A 21,541-nucleotide genomic window follows, 5' to 3' on the forward strand; every position below is an offset into this window, starting at 1 on the left:
TATCTCTTTTGGGCTAAGGTTTTTGCATGAAGTTGCTGGCATTGGAAACTGCAAATGAGCAGTGTTCTGTTTCATTAATTGATGATACTCAAGAACTCTATTTTCAGTTGGATGATCGGCCGAAAGCACAAACGCAAACAATTTTGCCTTTAACCGAGCAAGCCTTATTACAAACCCAAACTCAACTTGCTGATTTGGCAGCAATTGCGTTTAGTCGCGGCCCCGGTTCATTTAGTGGGGTGCGTATTAATGCCGCCGTTGCACAGGCTTTGGCTTGGTCACAGGATTTACCCGTGATTCCAGTTTCTAGTTTGCAGGCCTTGGCGCAAGCGGCTTATCGTGTTACGGGTTTAACGCAAGTCACAGCTGTACTCGACGCACGCATGCAGGAAGTTTATATCGCGAATTTCAGTTTGGATGAGCAGGGCATGATGCAGGCGATGGATGAAGAAAAATTATTAAATTACGAGCAAGCTTCTGCTTATTGCAAATTTACGCCGATTGGTTCGGGTTCAGAATTAATTAAGCCAACTGGAATAGACTCCGCTGAGGTTTCCATTCAAAACACGACACTGGTACAGATTAAGGCAACAGCACAAGATATTGCTGTGATTGCCAGAAGCTATGCGGCACAGCAAAAATGGGTCGATGCTGAACATGCGCTGCCTGTGTATTTACGTGATGATGCGTGGAAAAAAATTCCAGAACAAGGTAAGGCGAATTAAGGTTAATTATGGATCTTTTATTGCTATTTAAAGCAGCAATTATGGGCTTGGTTGAGGGGATTACCGAGTTCCTGCCCATTTCAAGTACAGGACATCTCATTTTATCCGGACAACTTCTCGATTTCTGGACGATTGAAAAAAGAGATATGTTTGCTGTTGCCGTGCAGATCGGTGCAATCGCCGCTGTTATTTATGAATATTGGGGTAAATTGTGGGGAGCGCTGATTGGCGCGCTCACTGGACAAGAGCAGGGTCGCCGTCTGAGTCTGAACCTGATTATTGCGTCTATTCCCATCGTGATTATTGGCCTGACTTTTGGTGATGTGGTCAAAGCCTATTTATTTAATGCGATTACTGTTGCGATTGCCTTGATTGTCGGTGGTTTTATTATTCTATGGGCGGAACGTCGACCGCATCAGATCGTTACCAAAGAAGTGGATGATCTGAGTTTTAAACAGGCGACGCTCATTGGTTTGATTCAGTGTCTGGCCTTGATTCCAGGGACTTCACGTTCAGGTTCAACCATTATTGGTTCGTTATTTTTAGGTGTATCTCGTAAAGCCGCAGCCGAATTCTCATTCTTCTTGGGAATTCCTGTATTGATGGGCGCTGGCTTACTGGATATGTACAAGATGCGTCATGAATTGCATAGCAATGACATGATGGTCTTAGCCGTCGGTATTATTGTTGCTTTCATTTCTGCCTTGGTGGTCATCCGTGCCTTGATTCGCTATGTGTCTAAGCATGACTTCACGGCATTTGCGTATTATCGAATTGTATTTGGTTTATTTATCTTAGCGACGTGGTGGACAGGTTGGGTGCATTGGTAATGCAGATGGAGTGTTGGTATCAAGCGGAATACGAACAGGCATTTCAGCAATTGAAAAGCCGTTTGGCTGAATTGAATGTTCAGTTGAATGGTCAGGTTGTTGAAAAGATTAATGCCCGTTTTTTACGTTTGAATCCTGAAATGGCTTTGGTCATCGATAGCGATGGGCTTAGCCTTGCTGCCAACGGGATGAAAATGCAACCTGACTGGCGTGCCGAGATTCCCCGTTTAAAAAGAGCCAGCTTAAAATCAGAGATGATTGCCAGAGCATGCCAACTGGGTGAAAAACCGAGCTTGATCGATGCAACTGCCGGTTTAGGTCATGACAGTTTACTGATGGCTTATTTGGGAGCCGATGTACGACTGGTTGAGCGACATCCGATCCTGTTTGTGTTACTGGAATATACCAAAGCACAGGCCGAGCAAGATCCGTTTTTACAGTCGTTCATGTCGCGTATTCAACTGATCTATGCGGATTCCAATAGCTATTTACAGCAACTTGTCCAGCAGGGTGAGCAGGTCGATGTTGTGTATCTTGATCCCATGTTTCCACAACGCGATCAGAACCAGCAAGCCATAAAGAAACAGGCTCAAGTCAAGAAGCAAATGCAGTTATTACATATGTTATTGCCTGAAGATGGGGAAATGGATCTTGGGGATCAACTCTTGCATTTGGCCAACCAGATCGCGAAACGGGTAATTGTGAAACGACCACGACATGCGGTTTATCTGGCGGATCAAACCCCTGATCACCAATGGTTAGGTGATGCTTGCCGTTTTGATGCATATTTTCCAAAAAGTTAACTTTAAATCAGATTCAAATGATTGTTTGGCTTGCGTCAATGCTCGGTAAAGATTTGTGATATAGTGCAAAAGCATGATTGCTAAAAAATTCTTGTCGAGCTTACACTACAGTCACGCATTGCGTCTTTTAGGAAAAGTACTGCACATTCAATCATTAGAATGGCATATTTTCAGTTTAGGCTTGAAAAGAGAAACTCCCGAAGAATTTTATGATAGACCTCAAACCGTCCATTAATCTCTGGCATGATTTTAAAAGTAACCAAATTGCTGGAATGTGGTTGTTCCTCGGGTCTCGCCGTTCCTTACAGGTTGTTCATCCTTCTATTACCCAGTTGATTCTCTGGGGTATCCTCGGTGGCTGTACCAACTCACTTTATAGCTGGTTGGTGGCGGGTCAAATGGGGGAGTTCAATGCTCAAGGTTTGATTGGCTATGCACTTTGGCCTTTTATTGCCCTTATTGTCGGTATTTTTCTTTCACAACGGATGAATCAGCCGCGTTTGATGCTGGTGCCTGCATTACTGTGGTTGGTACTTGATACCAATATTCTGCTTTTACAATGCATCATTCAGTATCTTGGCTCAAATGGTTATCTGAACTTTATTCCTGACAGTATCTATAACGGTTTCCTGCCGCCTCTATTTGTTGGGCTATTTGTTTGGCAAAGTCTGGCTGTAATTTGGGTCTTTTCACGTGCTTTGAACTGGCCTTGGTGGGAGCGGGCGCTGGTTTTTGTGGCAACGATTGCAACCATGGTGGTATGGCAGCTTTCAGTAAAGGATCAGCCGATCTGGAAAGTGGAGCAGACCCCGCCAAGTTTTGCCGAAGATGCCTTCTATGCGCAAAGCCATTTGCTCGATAAGGCATTAGATCAGATTCAATATGGTGATATTGCACAAAGCCACTGGTATTTTATGGGGGTGGCTGGTGATAGCTATGTGGATGTATTCAAATCGGAAATTGAACGTATAAGAGAACAATTTGATACGCGGTTTGGAACCTTTGGGCGTTCGATTATGCTGATTAATAACCCAGCTACGCGTTTAGAAGTGCCAATCGCATCGAAAACCAGTATGGAGTTGGCTTTACGCCGTATTGGTCAGCAAATGAATCGTGATAGCGATGTGTTGTTTCTATACATGACATCGCATGGTGAGCGTAATCATTTTGAAATTGAAAATGCCCCTCTTAATCTGGATCAGGTCGATCCAAAATGGTTAAGAGAAACACTGGATAAATCTGGAATTCGCTGGCGTGTTATTGTGATTTCAGCGTGTTATTCAGGAAGTTTTATTCCCGCTTTACAATCACCAGATACTTTAATTATTACGGCTTCTGCGGCAGACAAAACTTCTTTTGGCTGTAATAACGAAGCAGACTATACTTATTTCGGTCGGGCGTTTTTTGATCTGGCGATGCGCGAACAATATTCCATGAAAAAAGCGTTTGAGCAAGCCAAGCAGACCGTGACCAAGTGGGAAGTGGCACAAGGTGTTGAACCATCTGAACCGCAATGGTCGATCGGTCGTAATATGGAATTGATGCTGCCACAGCTTGAACCGTATCTGTTCCCGACACAAAATATTGCATCTACAGACATTACAAAAACACAGGATGATGAACATGCAGCTACTGCAAAAAAACCGTTGTTTTGAGGGTGAGCAACGTATTTATCAACTTGAGTCTCAACATCTTAAAGGCAGCACCAAAGTGGGTGTCTATTTGCCACCTGCGGCATTGGAGGGTAAAGCGTGTTCAGCCTTGTTTTATCTTGCAGGCTTAACCTGTACCGAAGAAATCTTTGCGATTAAAGCCCATGCACAACGGATGGCGGCTCGACTCAGCCTGATTTTAATTACTCCTGATACTTCTCCGCGTGGTGAAGGTGTTGCACAAGGCGATCATTGGGATATTGGGCAGGGAGCTGGCTTTTATATTAATGCGACCCAGCAACCTTGGGCTGAGCATTATCAAATGGAGTCTTATCTGGTTGATGAACTCTATGCGCATGTTTTACAAGCGTTCCCTGTGGCTGAAAATCAGGTCGGAATTTTTGGACACTCAATGGGCGGACATGGCGCGTTGACCTTAGCCTTTAAATATCCTGACCAATTCAAATCGGTTTCGGCTTTTGCGCCAATTTGTGCGCCAAGTATTTGCCCGTGGGGTGAAAAGGCATTTAGCCAATATCTTGGCACTGAACAGCAGCAATGGGCGGCACATGATGCGACCGCGCTGGTGCAGCAGAAAGGTGGATTATTTGAAGAAATCCTGATTGATCAAGGACTGGATGACCAGTTTTTTGCTCAGTTGAATCCTGAAAAATTTAAACAAGCCTGTCTGGAAGCTGAGCAACCGCTCACTTTGCGTCTACACAAAGGCTATGATCATGGCTATTACTTTATTCAAAGTTTTATCGATGATCATCTACAGTTCCACGCCATTCAGCTTGAAAAAGTAGCAGGATAAAAAAAGAAGCTCATTTGAGCTTCTTTTTAATTGTGCTGCCATTCAGCCACAAATTCCTGCTGTGCCATACGGTTTAAATGATTGATCACCACTTGTTCGAGATGTGCGACATCATCTTGCTGATTTTCAATCAGTACCGCCAAATGCTGTTCATGCGGTGTGAGGGTAACGGTTGCGGTAGGCATAAAGATTTTTGTCTCTGTTTCCGTTTCTGCAACTTCAAACTTATGCTTCCAGTGATTGAGCAAACGTTTACTAATACGTTTTCCTTCAGTCGTCGTGATATTTGTGCTGCTATTCATGTTGCTTTTCTTCCTCTAATTTCATTGACTAACATAGCAAAGCGCAGGCGAGATAAAAATAGTCCAGATGCAACGCGTTGTTGCAAGTTTGCAATGCTTGAATAATGACTTTGTAACAGCCCTAAGTGTGCTGAATTTGTTATAATCGTTTCATCATTTTCTCAGAGTTTGCCAGGTCATCCATGTCTAAGCCTTATTTGATTGCTCCTTCGATTTTATCTGCTGATTTTGCGCGTTTAGGTGAAGAGGTAGAAAAAGTTCTAGCTGCAGGTGCAGACGTTGTACATTTTGATGTGATGGATAACCACTATGTACCAAACCTTACTTTTGGTGCAGGGGTATGTAAGGCACTGAAAAATTACGGTATCAAAGCACCTATCGATGTGCATCTGATGGTTTCACCTGTGGATCGCATGATTGGTGATTTTATTGAAGCGGGTGCAGAAATTATTACCTTTCATCCAGAAGCAACGGATCACATTGACCGTTCTTTGCAACTCATTAAGGCGGGTGGTGCAAAAGCAGGCTTAGTATTTAATCCAGCAACACCATTGCATTATCTTGATTACGTATTGGATAAAGTCGACCAGATTTTATTGATGAGCGTAAACCCAGGCTTTGGCGGTCAGAAATTTATCCCAATGACTTTGGATAAATTACGTCAGGCGCGTCAAATTATTGATGCCAGCGGTCGTGATATCCGCCTCGAAGTTGATGGTGGTGTTGGCCCAGCAAATATTCGTGAGATTGCAGAAGCGGGTGCGGATATGTTCGTGGCTGGATCGGCAATTTTTGGTCAACCAGATTATAAAGCGGTGATTGATCAAATGCGTGCAGAGCTGGCTCAAGTCGGTGCAACAGAAGTTTAGTGTTTTCATCCTATTTTTTCACATAAGCTTGTGGATAACTTTGTTTATAACTGGGTGGATAACCATGTTGATAAGCAGGTGGATAAGGTGTTGTTAAAATAAACAAAATGATTTCAGTTGTTTATATTCACAGCAAAAAAACGAAAAAAGGACAATTTTTTGTCCTTTTTTTATGCGCTAACTTATTTATTTTGCACTATTTTTGCGCAGTGGGCTTAGAAGTTTGAATAGGCCAAGAAAACAGCGAAATCATGCTGATGCTGAATATAATGATAAGAATTTAAACAGTGAGATCATTGTGCATAAAGCAGAAAGAAATTATGCTAGGCATATTCAATCACCTGAATTGATGGAAACAAGGAACCTTTAGTGCAATTTTGCAAGCAATACAGACATTTGTGGTTTGTATTCCTGATGATCTTTTTCATTGGGGGGAGCAGTGCGGCCGTTGCAGCAGTTCAAGAGGTTCATTCTCATCATTCATCTACTGTTTCAACCTTATCATGTCATGATCAGCAAATGATGCAACATCATCCTGCGCAAAGCTCACATGCAGATCGCATGAGTCTCGGTCAATGTCATGATGGGCAAATGCAGGATCATCTGCATTGTCAGGATTGTAATAGTACATCACATTGTCAAAGCATCAATTTCGCTTTAGATCAAAATACGCCAAGCCTTTCAGTTTCACCATTTTTAGAGCTGAGTACGTATATCAATACGGACTACCAAGCTCGGCATCTTGCTGGCTATTGGCAAGAGATTTTACGCCCACCTAGAACCTGATCTGCCTTTGCAGGCTCTTTCTCTTTTTGAAAAGGGAAGTGAGCATTTTTAAAGTTAACAGATTAGGAAATCATCATGTCCTCAAAAATATATGCTGGTGTTGTCGCTAGCCTAAGCTTATTGTTCGCACCTTATAGTGTGGCAGCAATTAAAGAATATCATCTCAATATTAATCAGGGCACTGTCAATGTGACAGGTAAACCCGTACAACGTATCACCGTGAATGGGAAATTTATTGCGCCGCTGCTTGAATTTGAGGAGGGGGATGAAGCTGTCATTCATGTTCATAACCAGCTCAAAGATCAAGATACTTCTTTACACTGGCATGGTCTGCTTTTACCCGGACTCATGGATGGTGTACCTGGATTTAACGGTTTCAAAGGTATTAAGCCGAATGGCAGTTTTGAGTACCGTTTTAAGGTTCGCCAAAATGGCACTTACTGGTATCACGCGCACAGCAAGGGGCAGGAACAGGATGGTTTATATGGCCCTTTGGTGATTTATCCAAAAGGCAAGCAGCCTGTCGCAGCACATGAAAAAGCTGAACGTGATTATGTGGTGATGTTGTCTGATTTCCATGAAACTGAAAGTGACAAGATCATGGCAAATCTGAAGAAATCAGCTGAGTATTATCAGAACCAGCGTGAAACAGTTGGCGATGTCTGGAAACAGTTCAAGCAACAAGGGTTGAAAGCAACTTGGCAAGATCGCTCGATGTGGAACCAGATGCGCATGCTGAAAACGGATTTGTCCGATGTCACGGGTTATACCTTTTTGGTGAATGGGCAGACGCCACAACAAAACTGGACAGGTGCTTTCAAGACGGGTGAAAAGGTACGTTTGCGTTTTATCAATGCATCGGCGATGTCATTTTTTGATGTACGTATACCTAACCTGAAAATGACCGTGGTCAGTGCCGATGGACAGCCAGTAAAGCCTATTCCTGTAGATGAGTTCCGTATTGGTACGGCAGAAACTTATGATGTGTTGGTCGAACCGAAACAGGCACATTATCAAATTGAAGCAGAGTCGATTGATCGCTCTGGTTTTGCCATTGCCTCATTGAAGAATGAAATGGTGACCACTCCGACGAATGTTCAGATTCCCAAAGCACGTCCACGTGCCTTATTAACCATGGAAGACATGGGGATGGATCATGGTTCGCATGGTCAAATGAAAATGGGCGAAATGGACCATAGTCAGCACCAGATGCCAGAGGAACAGCAGAAGACTGTAACAACCTCGCAATCAGCCATTGATCACAGCGCGCATACGCAAATGAACATGAGCAAGATGGATCATGGCCAACATCAGACTACTGAGAACAAACAGGCCGATGCCTCTAAACAACATGCAGGCATGGATCATGCTTCACATGAAAATATGGACATGTCGCAAATGGATCATAGTGCCCATGCGCAGATGAACATGAAAGACATGGAGCATCGCCAGCATCAGACGGTGGACTCATCCGAAAAAGAAGGCGCGCATACTGTACAGGGCTGGGCCAATGCTGCAACCCCAGCAGGTCAGAAAGCCCTAACGTATGCTGATCTGCAATCATTGCAACCCCAGCCAGAAAAATATAGCCGTCCAGCAGAACGTGAAGTGGTGATTCGTCTAGGTGGGACGATGGAACGTTATATCTGGACCATTGATGGCAAGAAGTTTAGTGATCCTGACTTTAAACCTTTAACGGTGCGTTATGGTGAACGTATCCGCCTGAAATTTGTCAATGACAGTATGATGGCGCATCCGATGCATTTACATGGCATGTTTATGCAACTGGAAAATGGACAGGCACCGCAAGATATGCCAAATAAGCATACGGTGATTGTGCCGCCTGGTAAGACGGTAACAGCTTTGTTGACCGCGGATGAATTAGGAGAATGGGCAATCCATTGTCACCTGTTATACCACATGAGTGCAGGCATGATGAGTAAGCTGATCGTTGCCAATGTCGACGATTCAAAAACTCCAGTTCAAGCCCCTGTTAAATCATCTCAAGGAGCGAGCCATGCACATCACTAAGCAAGTTTCTAAAATGAAACGATATACACAATTATTGGCAATCGGTGGCATGGTTTCTTCGTTGAGTGGAGTAGCTTATGCGCATGAAGGGCATGACGCCATGATGCAAATGGAGATGCCTGCACAACAGAATATGCCGGTGGCTGCTGCATCTCCAATGGATCATTCACAACATCAACGTCAGATAACAGTTCAGCAACCGCCTGAAACAGAACATGGGCAGCACGATCATACCCGTGAACATGGTGGGCAAATCTATCAATCGACTCAGTTGGATAGCACATGGATGCTGGATGAAGATGGCAAGGGTACGCTTAAGTCTAAATTAAAAACCTGGGTTGGCAGTGATGAAAATAAATTGTTTATCAATGCCGATTATGCCAAGGCTGAGTCTGAAAAATCGGAGCAACGTATTGCGGCCCTGTATAGCCGTAATATTTCAGATTTCTGGGATGTCCAAGCTGGTGTAAATTACCGTTATAACGCCGAGCAGCAAGTGGATAAGGAACAGTTTGAAGGTGTCATTGGTTTACATGGCATGGCTCAATACTTCTTCGAAACCGATGCACATCTGTATGCGGGACAGGATCAGCAATGGCGCTTTGTGCTGGAAACAGAACGTGATTTCTTGCTCACACAAAAGCTGATTATGCAGCCTTATCTGGAAATGCAATGGGTACTGCGAGATGAATCCAAGTACGCCGCCAAAACAGGGCTTGCCGATGCAGAAGTGGGAATTAAAACCCGATATGAAATTGTGAAGAATCGTGTGATGCCTTTTATTGATGTGGCTTATGGCTATAACAAGGGGCGCAAGGCGACTGACTGGCAAGAGGCTGCTGATTCTGAAACAGGTTGGATCTATGGTGCAGGACTTACGCTAAAGTTTTGATATTTTGTTTAAAATGTCATTTTTTCAAGATACTGTTGGTTTATACTAACAGTATCTTTTTTGAGTCATTCATGGTGCATAAATGGCTTTAGAACAACAAGACAATCCAATAAGAGATAAAAATACTCAGGCTACTCCGTCGGGCGAAAAGCCGCAGCGCGTCTCTACTTCTCAGCTTGAACTGATTCCACTTGATGGCAGCATGTACGTCAGTTTTTATCATATTCCTGATATGAGGAGTGATGTAGAACAACAACGGGTAAGGCAAGCCCTCATTCCTTTTTCGGAACTGCTTATTGAACACTGCATTGATGTCGATGCCCGTCATTTGGCGCTTTATCATCAAGATTCAATTGAGGTTGTCACAGTGGCTTTGCAGCGCTTAAATTTGGGTGCTGAGCTACAACAAACCATGCCGCATTATGAACCTTTGGAACTTGCAACAGCCAAGAAAAAGACGCATGCAGGTCAATTTAACCCTTCACATGAAACTGCTTTGAACCAGCTGCAACAGTTTTTATCCAAGCTTATTGAACGTTTCGAACAATGGTTAAAAGCCTTACGAAAGAAATAGGATGAGTTGCTGATCATGGATCAAAATTCCATGTGAGTTGATACATAACACCGCACATCATGGTTTATTTTACAGTACACTGCTGAGCTTAGGAGGACGACCTCCCTCGAAAGAATCACGTTGGGACGACCCAACCCTTGATAAAGTTGAGCGTAATAAAATGGCGTGGGCAATTTTAGTTTTGGCAGGTATTTTTGAAGTGATCTGGGCATACTCGATGAAGTTGTCTGAAGGATTCACCAAGTTAACGCCAAGTATCATAACGATTGTTTTCATGGTGTTAAGTGTGGTGTTGCTGTCGATGTCAATGCGTACACTTCCGCTGGGAACGGCATATACCATCTGGACCGGGATTGGTGCGATTGGATCTTTTATTGTCGGGATCATGGTGTTAAATGAACCGATGACTGCGATGCGGATGATTGCAGCGGTTTTGATCGTATCAGGTTTGATGTTGATGAAGCTCTCATCAAATTAATGGTTTAAGGAGAACATGATGCAACTGGTTTATATGTATATGGATTCGCCTGTTGGCGCATTAAAGCTGGTTGCACATGATCAGGCATTGGTTGCGGTGATGTGGGATAACGAAAATCATAAACGGGTTCGTTTGGCCGAGTTAGTTGAAGATCGCCAGCATCCAATGTTGCATAAAGTGAAACAACAATTAGAAGAATATTTTGCAGGGCAACGTCAGCAATTTGATCTGCCTCTGGATTTTCAGGGAACAGCCTTTCAGCAACAGGTTTGGCAAGCATTATTGAATATTCCTTATGGGGAAACACGAAGTTATAAGGAGATTGCCGTTCAGTTGGGGAATGAAAAAGCAGTGCGTGCGGTGGGTGCTGCCAATGGCAAGAATCCGATTTCGATTATTGCGCCGTGTCATCGGGTGATTGGTTCGAGTGGGGCGTTGGTGGGTTTTGCAGGTGGACTGGATAAGAAGCAGATTTTATTGAGTTTGGAACAAAATAAGGCTTAAATAATTTTTAATTTCAAAGTTTTCATAGCCTAATAAATCAGTAATGGATTAGATATATTTTTTTATAGGTATTCTTTTACTTTTCAAAGATGAAAAGTAACAAAAATCTTTTGTTTGGCTGATGGTACATCCTTGCTACCACAGCCAAACTGGCGGCATCCATGCCGCCTCTCGATAGCAATTGTTGAGAGAAGATATTATTAAGATGAATACTCGATTTTCATTTCTTTTTGGAATAAGCTACCAAAGCAGATATGAATCAACATATTTTATGGCTTGAACTGTAAATAAATTACTGACGAGGCGGTATCTTGTCGGGTGTAATTCAATTATAGGAATAACCTTCGGTTCGAGTTACTTTGGTTTCGCCCAAAGTAACCAAAGGCATTGTCATCTACAAAACCTGTTCACTTATGGCATTTGTTTTTATCTATCGCAGAAACGAGATATTACAGATACTACGCAGGTTGTAGATGACCTTTCCGAGTCTCATATGTAGGGTGTGGATTCATTTTCTTTTTCATAACAAATTGAATGGAAGTTTAAAAATGGCTGTTGGTGACGTAACAATACCACTTATGCATGTGGTGCAGGGTGTAAAAATTGGCTCAACTGAGGCGTATGTACGTTATCCAAATCGACGAGATTTAGTCATTTTTGAATTTGCTGAAGGATCAAAGGTTGCCGGGGTATTTACCCAAAGCGCTTTTGCGGCTGCGCCGGTTCAATTGAGTAAAAAGCATTTAGCAGAAAATACCCCACGTTACCTGATCATCAATACGGGTAATGCCAATGCAGCAACAGGTACAGTCGGTTATAAAAATGCAGAAGCCACATGTGCGAAGTTGGCTGAATTAACTGGTGTGCAAACCAACCAGATTTTACCGTTTTCAACAGGTGTAATTGGTGAACAATTGCCGATTGAACGCTTGGTTCAAGGCATTCAGCCTGCATTAAATGAGTTAAATGCAGATCGTTGGGCTGAAGCGGCATCTGGCATCATGACCACGGACACCACACCGAAAGGCGCATCTGAGCAGTTCGAACTGGATGGTGTAACTTATACCATGACAGGCATCAGTAAAGGTGCGGGTATGATCCGTCCAAATATGGCGACCATGTTGAGCTTTGTTGCAACCGATGCACCGATTAGCCAAGAACTGGTACAGCGTTTATTGCAAACTACGGTTGAGCATTCATTTAACCGTATCACGATTGATGGCGATACATCGACCAATGACTCTTGTATCTTTGTGGCTACAGGTTTGGCCGGTGGCATAGAAATCCAGCGTCAGGATGATGCTCGTTATCCCCAAGTTCTTGCCGTGCTTGCACGTATCATGGATCGTCTGGCGCAATTAATCGTACGTGATGGTGAAGGTGCAACCAAATTCATCACGGTTCAGGTTGAGGGCGGGGCAAATACGCAAGAGTGTTGTGATGTGGCGTATAGCGTTGCAGAGTCACCACTCATTAAAACTGCATTATTTGCTTCAGATCCAAACTGGGGACGTATTGTAATGGCAATTGGTAAGGCGGGTGTGCCGAATCTGGACAGCAGCAAGGTTCAAGTCTGGTTGGGTGATGTGCAAATCTGTCTGGATGGTGGCGCAAACCCTGAATATACTGAAGAAGCTGGCGCTGCGGTGATGGCTGAAAAAGAAATTACCATTCGTATTGATCTTGGTCGTGGTACGGCAAAAGACACGGTTTATACCTGTGACTTTTCTTATGACTATGTAAAAATTAATGCCGATTATCGCTCATAAATTTGCGTTATAATGAAGCCTCCACAGTGGGGCTTTTTTTATAAGCTGGTTTGTGGACAGTGTGATTCTCAACAAATAATCACCCAGACACCCACGTTATAGGTTTGCAGTAATGCAAGCACGCAGGATAGAGAAGACGTTTTATGAATGATGCGAATTTAATTGCGAACGAAGCCAAAAATATTGTGCAGGCGCATTTAGATCGTTTGGGTGAGCCAAAGGACAATAGCCTTAGCCCAGAAGTGAAACAAGAAAAGTTCGCTCAAATCGCAGCAGAACTTAAAAAACGCAATGCTGTGCTTGTGGCGCACTATTACTGTGATCCAGAAGTGCAAGAGCTTGCTGAACTGACAGGTGGTTGTGTTTCTGACTCATTGGAAATGGCGCGTTTTGGTCGTGATCATCCTGCGACAACATTGGTGGTGGCTGGTGTGAAGTTTATGGGGGAAACCTCAAAAATCTTATCACCTGAGAAAACGGTATTGATGCCGACTTTGGAAGCAACGTGCTCACTTGATCTAGGTTGTCCAGTGGATGAGTTCGCTGCATTCTGTGATCAACATCCTGATCATACTGTAGTGGTCTATGCCAATACCTCAGCAGCAGTGAAAGCCCGTGCAGATTGGATAGTGACTTCAAGCTGTGCGGTTGAGATCATTGAACATCTCGATAGTTTAGGTGAAAAAATTATTTGGGCGCCTGATCAGCATCTAGGTCGCTATATCCAGAAAAAAACCGGCGCTGACATGTTGCTATGGGATGGTGCTTGTATCGTACATGAAGAATTTCGTGCCCGCGGTATTACACAAATGAAAGCGCTTTATCCAGATGCAGCGGTTTTGGTGCATCCTGAGTCACCTGAATCGGTGGTGGATATTGCAGATGCAGTGGGAAGCACTTCGCAACTGATCAAAGCAGCTCAGACTCTACCGCATAAGCAAATGATCGTAGCAACCGACCGTGGTATTTTCTATAAAATGCAACAAGCAGTGCCAGACAAAGAATTATTTGAAGCGCCAACCGCAGGTGAGGGGGCAACTTGTCGTTCATGTGCGCATTGTCCGTGGATGGCAATGAATGAACTTGATGGAATTCTGCATGTATTACAGCATGCTGATCAAGAAATACACGTTGATCCAGCTTTGGCGGAACGTGCTAAATTGCCTTTAGATCGAATGTTGAACTTTAGTGCCTCATTAAAGCGTTAAAAAGCATCAAGATGCTTGTTAAATATACATTTGGTAAGGATTTTTAATATTTTTGAAAAATAGGTGTTGACGTTCCAGAGCGTCGCGCCTAGAATGCACACCGTACCGCACGATGTGCGATACACTAAAAGCTGAGAAATCGGAGCATAGCACAGCCTGGTAGTGCACCTGGTTTGGGACCAGGGGGTCGTAGGTTCGAATCCTACTGCTCCGACCATTTAAAATAGTGTTGTAAAACATTAGTTTAAGATCGGCGAAGTATCGCTTGATATTATTATCATCGTTATGCGCCTGTAGCTCAGTTGGATAGAGCATCCGCCTTCTAAGCGGATGGTCACAGGTTCGAATCCTGTCAGGCGCGCCATTTGGTCGCTTGGTACATAGAACTAAATTTTGATGGTGGATGTAGCTCAGTTGGTAGAGCCCTGGATTGTGATTCCAGTTGTCGCGGGTTCGAATCCCGTCATTCACCCCAATTTCGGAGCATAGCACAGCCTGGTAGTGCACCTGGTTTGGGACCAGGGGGTCGTAGGTTCGAATCCTACTGCTCCGACCATCATCTTAAAGATGAGATAAAATACCGCTAATTTAGCGGTTTTTTTACGTCTGGATTTTTTCCTATCCTAAAATATGATATTTATAAAACTTATTAAAATTATTTTGTTAAACATTTAAAAATTATAAGTGGGATCGGGGATATGTTTTTCTATTTCATTCTGATGTTTATTCTATTCATTTTGATTGCTTATTTAAAATCACCGCATTTTAAAGGTAAAGTCGGTGAGATGCAGGTTTCAGCCGATGTGACTAAGAACCTAGGTGAAGAATATATCTTATTAAATAACTGTACGCTGCCAGATCACGAACAAGGTACCACACAAATTGATCATATTCTAATAAGCCCTTATGGGGTTTTTATTATCGAAACCAAAAATTATACAGGCTGGATTTTTGGCAATGCACGGCAAAAACAGTGGACGCAGAAAATTTATAAAAAAAGTTATAAGTTTCAAAACCCTTTGCATCAGAACTATAAACATACCAAAGTACTGGAAACGGTTTTAAATGATGTTGTAGCACCTGAATATATTCATTCGGTTATTGTATTTACAGCACGGAGTGAATTTAAAACAGAAATGCCTGAAAATGTATGTCGTGGTAAATCATGGTTAAACTATATAAAAGGTTTTAATCAAGAAGTGATTAGTCCGATGAAACAAAAAAGAATTCGTTATCGCATAGAAAAAGAAGTGCTGGAGCCTTCTTGGAAAACAGACCGACAGCATGTGGAACACTTAAAAACAGAAAAAGCTGGAGAAAGAATCTTTTTCCTGATTTTGAATACTGGCGATTTACTTCATGTGATTTGCGCGATTTTACGCTTGTGGTTTGATCGAGATCACGTTAACTTGCATTTGATGTATTAACTTGTTTATACAACGATAACAGTATTGAAATGCCAGATTTGGCATAATATTGCCGCTTTTTAAAAAGAAAAAACAGAGTATAGAGATGACACAAACAGCTTTTGATTTTGTAATTATAGGTGGTGGTTCAGCAGGTTCGGTGCTGGCTGGACGATTAACAGAGAATCCTAATATTTCAGTATGTTTATTAGAAGCGGGCGGAGAGGGTAATAGCTGGCTTGTGAATACACCTGCCGCCGCTGTCATCAGTATTCCCACTAAAATTAATAACTGGGCTTTTGAAACGATTCCACAAAAAGGCCTGAATGGCCGTAAAGGTTATCAACCGCGTGGTAAATGTTTGGGTGGAAGTTCTGCGGTCAATGCCATGGTCTATGTTCGCGGGCATCGTAGTGACTATGATCACTGGGCAGCATTAGGCAATACGGGCTGGTCGTATGAAGAGGTGCTGCCTTATTTCAAAAAATCAGAGCATAACGAACGTATCCATAATGAATATCATGGTCAACATGGACCCTTAAATGTCAGTGAGTTATATTCAGATAATCCTTATCAGAAAACTTTCATCGAAGCGGCAAAACAGGTCGGTTACCCATTGAATGATGATTTCAATGGCGCTGAACAAGAAGGTTTAGGTGTTTATCAGGTCACCCAGAAAAAGGGTGAGCGCTGGAGTGCTGCGCGCGGCTATTTATTCCCTTATTTAGGAAAACGTCCGAATCTGCATGTGGTTACGCAAGCTAAGGTTTCACGTATTGTGATTGAAAATGGTCGTGCAGTTGGAGTGGAATATAGACATAAAGGTCAAACCACGATTGTCAAAGCCAACAAGGAAGTTTTGTTGTCGGCAGGGGCATTCCAGTCACCACATATCCTGATGCTTTCGGGTATTGGCCCACGTCAGGAGCTGGAAAAGCATGGTATTCCCGTAGTTAAAGAACTCGCGGGAGTGGGTGAGAATCTGCATGACCATCCAGACTTTATCTTTGCCTATAAAACCAAGTTAATGGATGGCACTTTTGGCGTCTCAATGGGCGGTAGTCTGGATCTGTTTAAGCAGATTGGACTGTACCGTAAAGATCGCCGTGGTCTGCTCACCACGAACTATGCAGAGTGTGGTGGCTTCTTAAAGAGCCGCCCTGAGCTAGATAAACCGAACTTGCAATTACACTTTGTGATCGCCGTGGTGGATAACCATGCTCGTACCATGCATATGGGGCACGGGATTTCATGTCACGTCTGTTTGTTAAATCCACGCGCACGTGGTTCAGTCAAACTCAGCGGTAAGCATGTAGATGATCCATTACTCATCGACTTTAAATTCCTTGAAGATGAACAGGATCTTCAAGATATGGTAGATGGCTATAAAGTCACGCAAAAGTTGATGCAGGCACCCGCCCTACAAGACAAAATCAAAGAAGATATGTTCACGGCCAATGTAAAAACGGACGATGAAATCCGTGAGGTTTTACGTCAACGTGTCGATACGGTTTATCACCCCGTTGGTAGTTGTAAAATGGGCGTAGATGACATGGCTGTGGTTGACCCTGAACTTAAAGTATATGGCGTTGAAGGCCTGCGGGTCATTGATGCGTCTATTATGCCAACGGTGGTCAATGGCAATACCAATGCACCTACAATCATGATTGCAGAGAAAGCTGTAGATATGATTCGGCAGGCTTGGAAGTAATTTCTAAGTTATGGGAGCTAAGGTATTTGCCTTAGCTCTTTTTATTTGGGGGGATATTTCGAGTAGGAATTGAATAAGAATATAATTTTCTAAGGCTTTGTGAAAATGATTGAAACAGTGCTTATGCGTGTTGTTCTGATCAAAAGAATCATCTGAAATTAAAATATAAGTTGGAGCTGACCTTATTTATTCAAGATATTTATATTTCGGTCATAGGTTTTGACAATTATCCTTGTCAGGATTAAGGAAAGTGTTGTTTGCTTATTTCCTCAGCCCATCAGAACAAGCTGAAAAGTGAATAACTGGAATAAAACAAAAAAGGAATATCCTATGAAATCTCTGGTCTGTCATAACGCTCAACTGCAACTTGAAGATTCGCTTGAACTGATTCCAGCCAAAGGGCAGGTCTTGCTTGAGGTGATGCGTTGCGGGATCTGTGGTTCGGATTTGCATATGCAACATCATTGTGACCACATGCATGATTTGGCAGCACGAGTTGGGTTTAATGGTGTGGCAAAATCTTCCGATAAACTGGTCTTTGGTCACGAGTTTTGTGGCAAGGTCTTAGATTATGGTCCTAAAACACGTCGGAAATTGAAAGCGGATACCTTGGTTTGTGCCATGCCTTTATTAAATGTTGATCCACAGGGTTATGTTCCGACAGGTTTGTCGCCAACTGCTTCAGGAGGCTACGCAGAGCAGGTTCTGGTGCAATCCAGTTTGATGTTTGCAGTGCCGAATGGTTTAGATGCGGATCGTGCAGCATTAACCGAGCCAATGGCAGTGGCTTTACATGCGGTACGTCGTAGCCGAATCAAGAAAAATGAACCTGCCATCGTGATCGGTTGTGGTCCTGTGGGTTTGGGCGTGATTATTATGCTGAAAGCGGCAGGCGTTAAAACCGTGATTGCCAGTGATTTTTCACCAAATCGTCGTCGTCTGGCTGAACAATGTGGTGCAGATATATTGATTGATCCTAGACAGCAATCTCCATTTAGCAACTGGAAAGAGCTGGGCTTACTGGGCAATGTCTCTGAAGCCATTAATATGGGGATGGGGCTTTTTGATAAGGTTCAAACCTACTCATTACCGTGGGTCAATGCCATGCGAGTGGGGGATAAACTTGGAGTATTGCCAAAACGTCCTGTGATTTTTGAATGTGTGGGTGTGGCTGGGATCATGCAGCAGATTCTGGAAGGTGCGCCGTTATTCTCCCGTATTGTAGGCGTGGGGGTGTGCATGCAAAGCGATAAGATTGAACCCGCATTGGCGATCAATAAAGAACTGGAAATCCAGTATGTGCTGGGTTATACACCACTTGAGTTTCGTGACACCCTGCATATGATTGCAGAAGGAAAAGTGGATTGTTCACCATTGATCACGGGTGTGGTCGGGCTGGAAGGGGTGAGCAATGCCTTTGATGCGTTACGTGATCCAGAGCAACATGCCAAGATTCTAATTGATCCGAAACGTGCGGGGGCAACGATCGAATTGATCAAGTCTTAATATCAGAAATAGAAAAAGCCGCTCTCAATGAAAGCGGCTTTTTTATGGGCACTTGATTGATATTTGCTTATTTAAAAGGTTTTGGTTAGCGAAAATGTCACTGTTGAATCAATTGGATTCGAGACTTTGGCGTTTGGATTACCATTACTATATTGCTGATAAAAACCGTCTTTATCCCATGCTTTGCTATAGGTCAGGCTGCTGGATAGGTTATAGGGTAATTCTTTGTTCACTGCAAAACTGGCATCCTGAAAGTTTGCCGCAGAAAAGTTTTTGATGCGTTGATTGCCATAATGGGCATTGACTGACCAGCCTTGTGTGATCGGTTGATACCAGTTCACATCCAGATAACCTGAGCCGCGAGAATGTTGGTTATTTCCCATGCCTAGCGTATCGGAATTATTGCCAAAATAGTCTTGAGTATAAGTAATGGCATATTTAACGCTTAATGGGCCGTAACTGATTTCAGGGATGATTTCCCCATAGTCAAAGCGGGTGTTGCCTGTGTCAGCCGTGGTTTTTGCGCCTGGATAATAGTAATAGGCAACTTTAGTCCCGACCGTAAAATCCCCGATCGTACGGCTATAACCCGTATATACATCCCATTCAACAGAGGCATCACGAATAAAGTGATCGCTTACAGTCGATGCCCATGTCCCTGCATAAAAACCGCTGTCATGGTTGTAGTCCAGTCCACCCTGTAAGGCAGGCTTACCCCAAGTTTGCTGGAAACCACGTGAAACGTATTGGCTGGCAGCAGTGATATTGGCAGAGTAAGGTGAGGTGGGTTCAGTTGCGTGAGTGCTTTGAAAATAAAAAGCGAAAGGTGCAATTACGAATAAGGTTTTTTTCATCATTTCTCCCTGAATGAAGTGAAACCCGAAGCCTAAGCCTCGGGTATCCCCTAAAGGAATTTCATGCTTATTGTATTGGACGTAACGGCGCTTGGCGTGCCGGTGTTGTACCCGCTTTGTAATAACTCGCCTCTGAACGTGGTAATTTTTTACCACGGATCTGATCGGCAATTTTTTCTGCGATCATGATGGTGGTGGCATTCAGGTTACCAGTAATGATCAATGGCATGATTGAAGCATCGACCACACGCAAGCTTTGTACGCCGTGAACACGACCTTGACCATCTACAACCGCCATCTCATCTTCACCCATTTTGCAGCTACATGAAGGATGGAATGCTGTTTCCGCATGGGTACGGACGAATTCATCTAGCTCAGCATCAGTCTGGATATGTTTACCCGGGCTGATTTCTTCACCGCGATATGGATCGAGTGCGGGCTGTGCCATGATTTCACGGGTGATACGGATTGCATCACGGAACTCGCGCCAGTCTTGCTCAGTTGACATGTAGTTGAACAGGATACTTGGATGCTCAAACGGATCCTTTGATTTCAACTTGATACGACCACGCGAAGGTGAACGCATTGAACCGACATGGGCTTGGAAACCGTGTTCTTTTACCGCATTACTACCGTTGTAGTTAATCGCGACAGGTAAGAAGTGGTACTGGATATTCGGCCAGTCAAATTCTTCTGAACTGCGGATAAAACCACCCGCTTCGAACTGGTTGCTCGCGCCAACGCCAGTACCGTTGAATAGCCACTCAGCGCCAATAGCAGGCTGGTTATACCATTGCAGGGCAGGGTAAAGTGAAACAGGTTGCTTACATTGATATTGCAAATACATTTCTAAATGGTCTTGCAGATTTTCACCGACACCCGGCAAATCATGAACTACATCAATGTCCATCGATTTCAGGAAGGTACTTTCACCCACCCCTGAACGTTGCAGGATTTGTGGTGAAGCAATCGCACCTGCGCAAAGTAAGACTTCACGTTTGGCCTTTGCCTGTTTCATATTGGCTTTGTCTGCACCAATAATATATTCCACGCCCACAGCCTGTTTTTGATTGAACAGGATACGGTTGGTGGTGGCATGTGTGATGATGGTTAAGTTTGGACGACCTTTGGCTAGATCCAGATAACCACGCGCGGTACTTGAACGACGACCATTTGGCGTCACGGTACGATCCATTGGGCCGAAGCCTTCCTGTTGATAGCCATTTAAGTCATCGGTACGAGGGTAACCCGCCTGTACGCCTGCTTCAACCATTGCATGGAATAGCACATTGTTGCCATTTTTAGGCGTTGCCACTGAAACAGGACCATCACCACCATGATAATCATTGGCACCAATGTCGCGAGTTTCAGCTTTTCTGTAATACGGTAGGCAGTCTGCATAAGTCCAGTCTTCCAGACCTTTCATGGTTGCCCACTGATCCAGATCCATGGCATTACCACGGATGTAGCACATTCCGTTGATGAGAGAAGAACCACCTAAACCTTTACCACGACCACATTCCATACGGCGATTGTTCATGTGTGGTTCAGGGTCAGTTTCATAAGCCCAGTTATAGCGACGACCTTGTAATGGGAAGGCCAAAGCGGCTGGCATTTGAGTACGGAAATCTAAACGGTAGTCTGGGCCACCGGCTTCCAATAATAAAACAGACACATCTTTATCTTCAGTCAGACGTGTTGCGAGCACATTTCCGGCAGATCCTGCGCCAATGATAATGTAGTCGTATGCTTGAGTATTCATCGTTATCCCTTTTGTATTCTGGAGAGTGCCAGCGCAATCAGGTGATAGCGTGGCACATAGGA

Annotated in this window: 19 protein-coding genes, 4 tRNA genes and 1 pseudogene; 21 read left to right on the plus strand and 3 right to left on the minus strand. The window is 43.6% G+C overall.

Features of this window, described 5'->3' with window-relative positions:
• Positions 1-26 precede the first annotated feature (26 nt).
• The 5 genes from tsaB to fghA all read left to right on the plus strand — a co-directional run bounded on the left by tsaB (position 27) and on the right by fghA (position 4,827).
• The gene (tsaB, locus tag PJ15_RS11125; RefSeq protein WP_047430791.1) at positions 27-725 is read left to right on the plus strand and encodes a tRNA (adenosine(37)-N6)-threonylcarbamoyltransferase complex dimerization subunit type 1 TsaB; all 699 of its coding nucleotides are present in this window, start codon (positions 27-29) and stop codon (positions 723-725) included.
• Between the two features lie 8 nt (positions 726-733).
• On the plus strand, positions 734-1,555 hold the full coding sequence (locus tag PJ15_RS11130; protein WP_005256121.1) for an undecaprenyl-diphosphate phosphatase: 822 nt from the start codon (positions 734-736) through the stop codon (positions 1,553-1,555).
• Positions 1,555-2,358, plus strand: a complete 804-nt coding sequence (locus PJ15_RS11135; protein WP_047430794.1) for a class I SAM-dependent methyltransferase — start codon at positions 1,555-1,557, stop codon at positions 2,356-2,358. The genes PJ15_RS11130 and PJ15_RS11135 overlap by 1 nt, the downstream gene beginning before the upstream one ends.
• 209 nt (positions 2,359-2,567) lie before the next feature.
• Positions 2,568-4,013: a C13 family peptidase gene (locus tag PJ15_RS11140; RefSeq protein WP_004774961.1), complete on the plus strand. Its 1,446-nt coding sequence runs from the start codon at positions 2,568-2,570 to the stop codon at positions 4,011-4,013.
• Positions 3,982-4,827: an S-formylglutathione hydrolase gene (gene fghA, locus PJ15_RS11145; RefSeq protein WP_047430797.1), complete on the plus strand. Its 846-nt coding sequence runs from the start codon at positions 3,982-3,984 to the stop codon at positions 4,825-4,827. The genes PJ15_RS11140 and fghA overlap by 32 nt, the downstream gene beginning before the upstream one ends.
• 26 nt (positions 4,828-4,853) lie before the next feature.
• Here fghA and PJ15_RS11150 read toward each other — a convergent pair whose 3' ends face one another.
• Positions 4,854-5,129 (minus strand): DUF2218 domain-containing protein, encoded by a 276-nt coding sequence (locus PJ15_RS11150; RefSeq protein ID WP_004774958.1) that lies wholly within the window; start codon positions 5,127-5,129, stop codon positions 4,854-4,856.
• A gap of 182 nt (positions 5,130-5,311) precedes the next feature.
• Here PJ15_RS11150 and rpe point away from each other — a divergent pair, with 182 nt between their 5' ends.
• The 16 genes and pseudogenes from rpe to PJ15_RS11230 all read left to right on the plus strand — a co-directional run bounded on the left by rpe (position 5,312) and on the right by PJ15_RS11230 (position 18,863).
• Positions 5,312-5,998 (plus strand): ribulose-phosphate 3-epimerase, encoded by a 687-nt coding sequence (gene rpe / locus PJ15_RS11155; RefSeq protein WP_004774957.1) that lies wholly within the window; start codon positions 5,312-5,314, stop codon positions 5,996-5,998.
• A 369-nt stretch (positions 5,999-6,367) separates the two neighbouring features.
• Positions 6,368-6,784 (plus strand): hypothetical protein, encoded by a 417-nt coding sequence (locus PJ15_RS11160; RefSeq protein WP_047430800.1) that lies wholly within the window; start codon positions 6,368-6,370, stop codon positions 6,782-6,784.
• A gap of 75 nt (positions 6,785-6,859) precedes the next feature.
• Complete coding sequence (locus tag PJ15_RS11165) at positions 6,860-8,815, plus strand: multicopper oxidase domain-containing protein (protein WP_047430802.1); 1,956 nt, start codon at positions 6,860-6,862, stop codon at positions 8,813-8,815.
• Positions 8,802-9,707 (plus strand): copper resistance protein B, encoded by a 906-nt coding sequence (locus PJ15_RS11170; protein WP_047430805.1) that lies wholly within the window; start codon positions 8,802-8,804, stop codon positions 9,705-9,707. The genes PJ15_RS11165 and PJ15_RS11170 overlap by 14 nt, the downstream gene beginning before the upstream one ends.
• An 82-nt stretch (positions 9,708-9,789) precedes the next feature.
• Positions 9,790-10,281, plus strand: a complete 492-nt coding sequence (locus tag PJ15_RS11175) for a hypothetical protein (protein ID WP_047430808.1) — start codon at positions 9,790-9,792, stop codon at positions 10,279-10,281.
• Positions 10,282-10,441: 160 nt separating this feature from the next.
• A complete protein-coding gene (locus PJ15_RS11180) occupies positions 10,442-10,759 on the plus strand; it encodes a DMT family transporter (protein WP_004774947.1) in 318 nt (105 codons plus the stop codon).
• 18 nt (positions 10,760-10,777) lie between these two features.
• Complete coding sequence (locus PJ15_RS11185) at positions 10,778-11,263, plus strand: methylated-DNA--[protein]-cysteine S-methyltransferase (protein WP_047430811.1); 486 nt, start codon at positions 10,778-10,780, stop codon at positions 11,261-11,263.
• 548 nt (positions 11,264-11,811) lie between these two features.
• On the plus strand, positions 11,812-13,032 hold the full coding sequence (gene argJ, locus PJ15_RS11190; RefSeq protein WP_047430814.1) for a bifunctional glutamate N-acetyltransferase/amino-acid acetyltransferase ArgJ: 1,221 nt from the start codon (positions 11,812-11,814) through the stop codon (positions 13,030-13,032).
• Positions 13,033-13,175: 143 nt separating this feature from the next.
• Positions 13,176-14,240, plus strand: a complete 1,065-nt coding sequence (nadA, locus tag PJ15_RS11195) for a quinolinate synthase NadA (protein ID WP_047430817.1) — start codon at positions 13,176-13,178, stop codon at positions 14,238-14,240.
• A 140-nt stretch (positions 14,241-14,380) separates the two neighbouring features.
• Positions 14,381-14,457, plus strand: a tRNA-Pro gene (locus tag PJ15_RS11200).
• 70 nt (positions 14,458-14,527) lie between these two features.
• Positions 14,528-14,604 (plus strand) — tRNA-Arg (locus tag PJ15_RS11205).
• Between the two features lie 35 nt (positions 14,605-14,639).
• Positions 14,640-14,715: transfer RNA gene (locus PJ15_RS11210), tRNA-His, on the plus strand.
• Positions 14,716-14,719: 4 nt separating this feature from the next.
• A tRNA-Pro gene (locus PJ15_RS11215) sits at positions 14,720-14,796 on the plus strand.
• Between the two features lie 142 nt (positions 14,797-14,938).
• A pseudogene (locus tag PJ15_RS11220) lies at positions 14,939-15,575 on the plus strand (nuclease-related domain-containing protein).
• A gap of 177 nt (positions 15,576-15,752) precedes the next feature.
• Positions 15,753-17,357 carry a GMC family oxidoreductase gene (locus PJ15_RS11225; protein WP_047430820.1) on the plus strand — a complete coding sequence of 535 codons (1,605 nt, stop codon included), beginning with the start codon at positions 15,753-15,755 and terminating at the stop codon, positions 17,355-17,357.
• Positions 17,358-17,687: 330 nt separating this feature from the next.
• Positions 17,688-18,863, plus strand: coding sequence for a zinc-binding dehydrogenase (locus tag PJ15_RS11230; protein WP_047430822.1), 1,176 nt, complete (start codon positions 17,688-17,690; stop codon positions 18,861-18,863).
• A 71-nt stretch (positions 18,864-18,934) separates the two neighbouring features.
• Here PJ15_RS11230 and PJ15_RS11235 read toward each other — a convergent pair whose 3' ends face one another.
• Together PJ15_RS11235 and betA are read right to left on the minus strand one after the other, a co-directional pair.
• Entirely contained in the window at positions 18,935-19,717 is a 783-nt protein-coding gene (locus PJ15_RS11235) for a TorF family putative porin (RefSeq protein WP_047430824.1), read from the minus strand.
• 67 nt (positions 19,718-19,784) lie between these two features.
• Positions 19,785-21,479 carry a choline dehydrogenase gene (betA, locus tag PJ15_RS11240; RefSeq protein WP_047430826.1) on the minus strand — a complete coding sequence of 565 codons (1,695 nt, stop codon included), beginning with the start codon at positions 21,477-21,479 and terminating at the stop codon, positions 19,785-19,787.
• Positions 21,480-21,541: the final 62 nt, after the last annotated feature.

Origin of the sequence: Acinetobacter sp. neg1 (assembly GCF_000788125.1) — a bacterium.
Lineage (GTDB): Bacteria > Pseudomonadota > Gammaproteobacteria > Pseudomonadales > Moraxellaceae > Acinetobacter > Acinetobacter vivianii.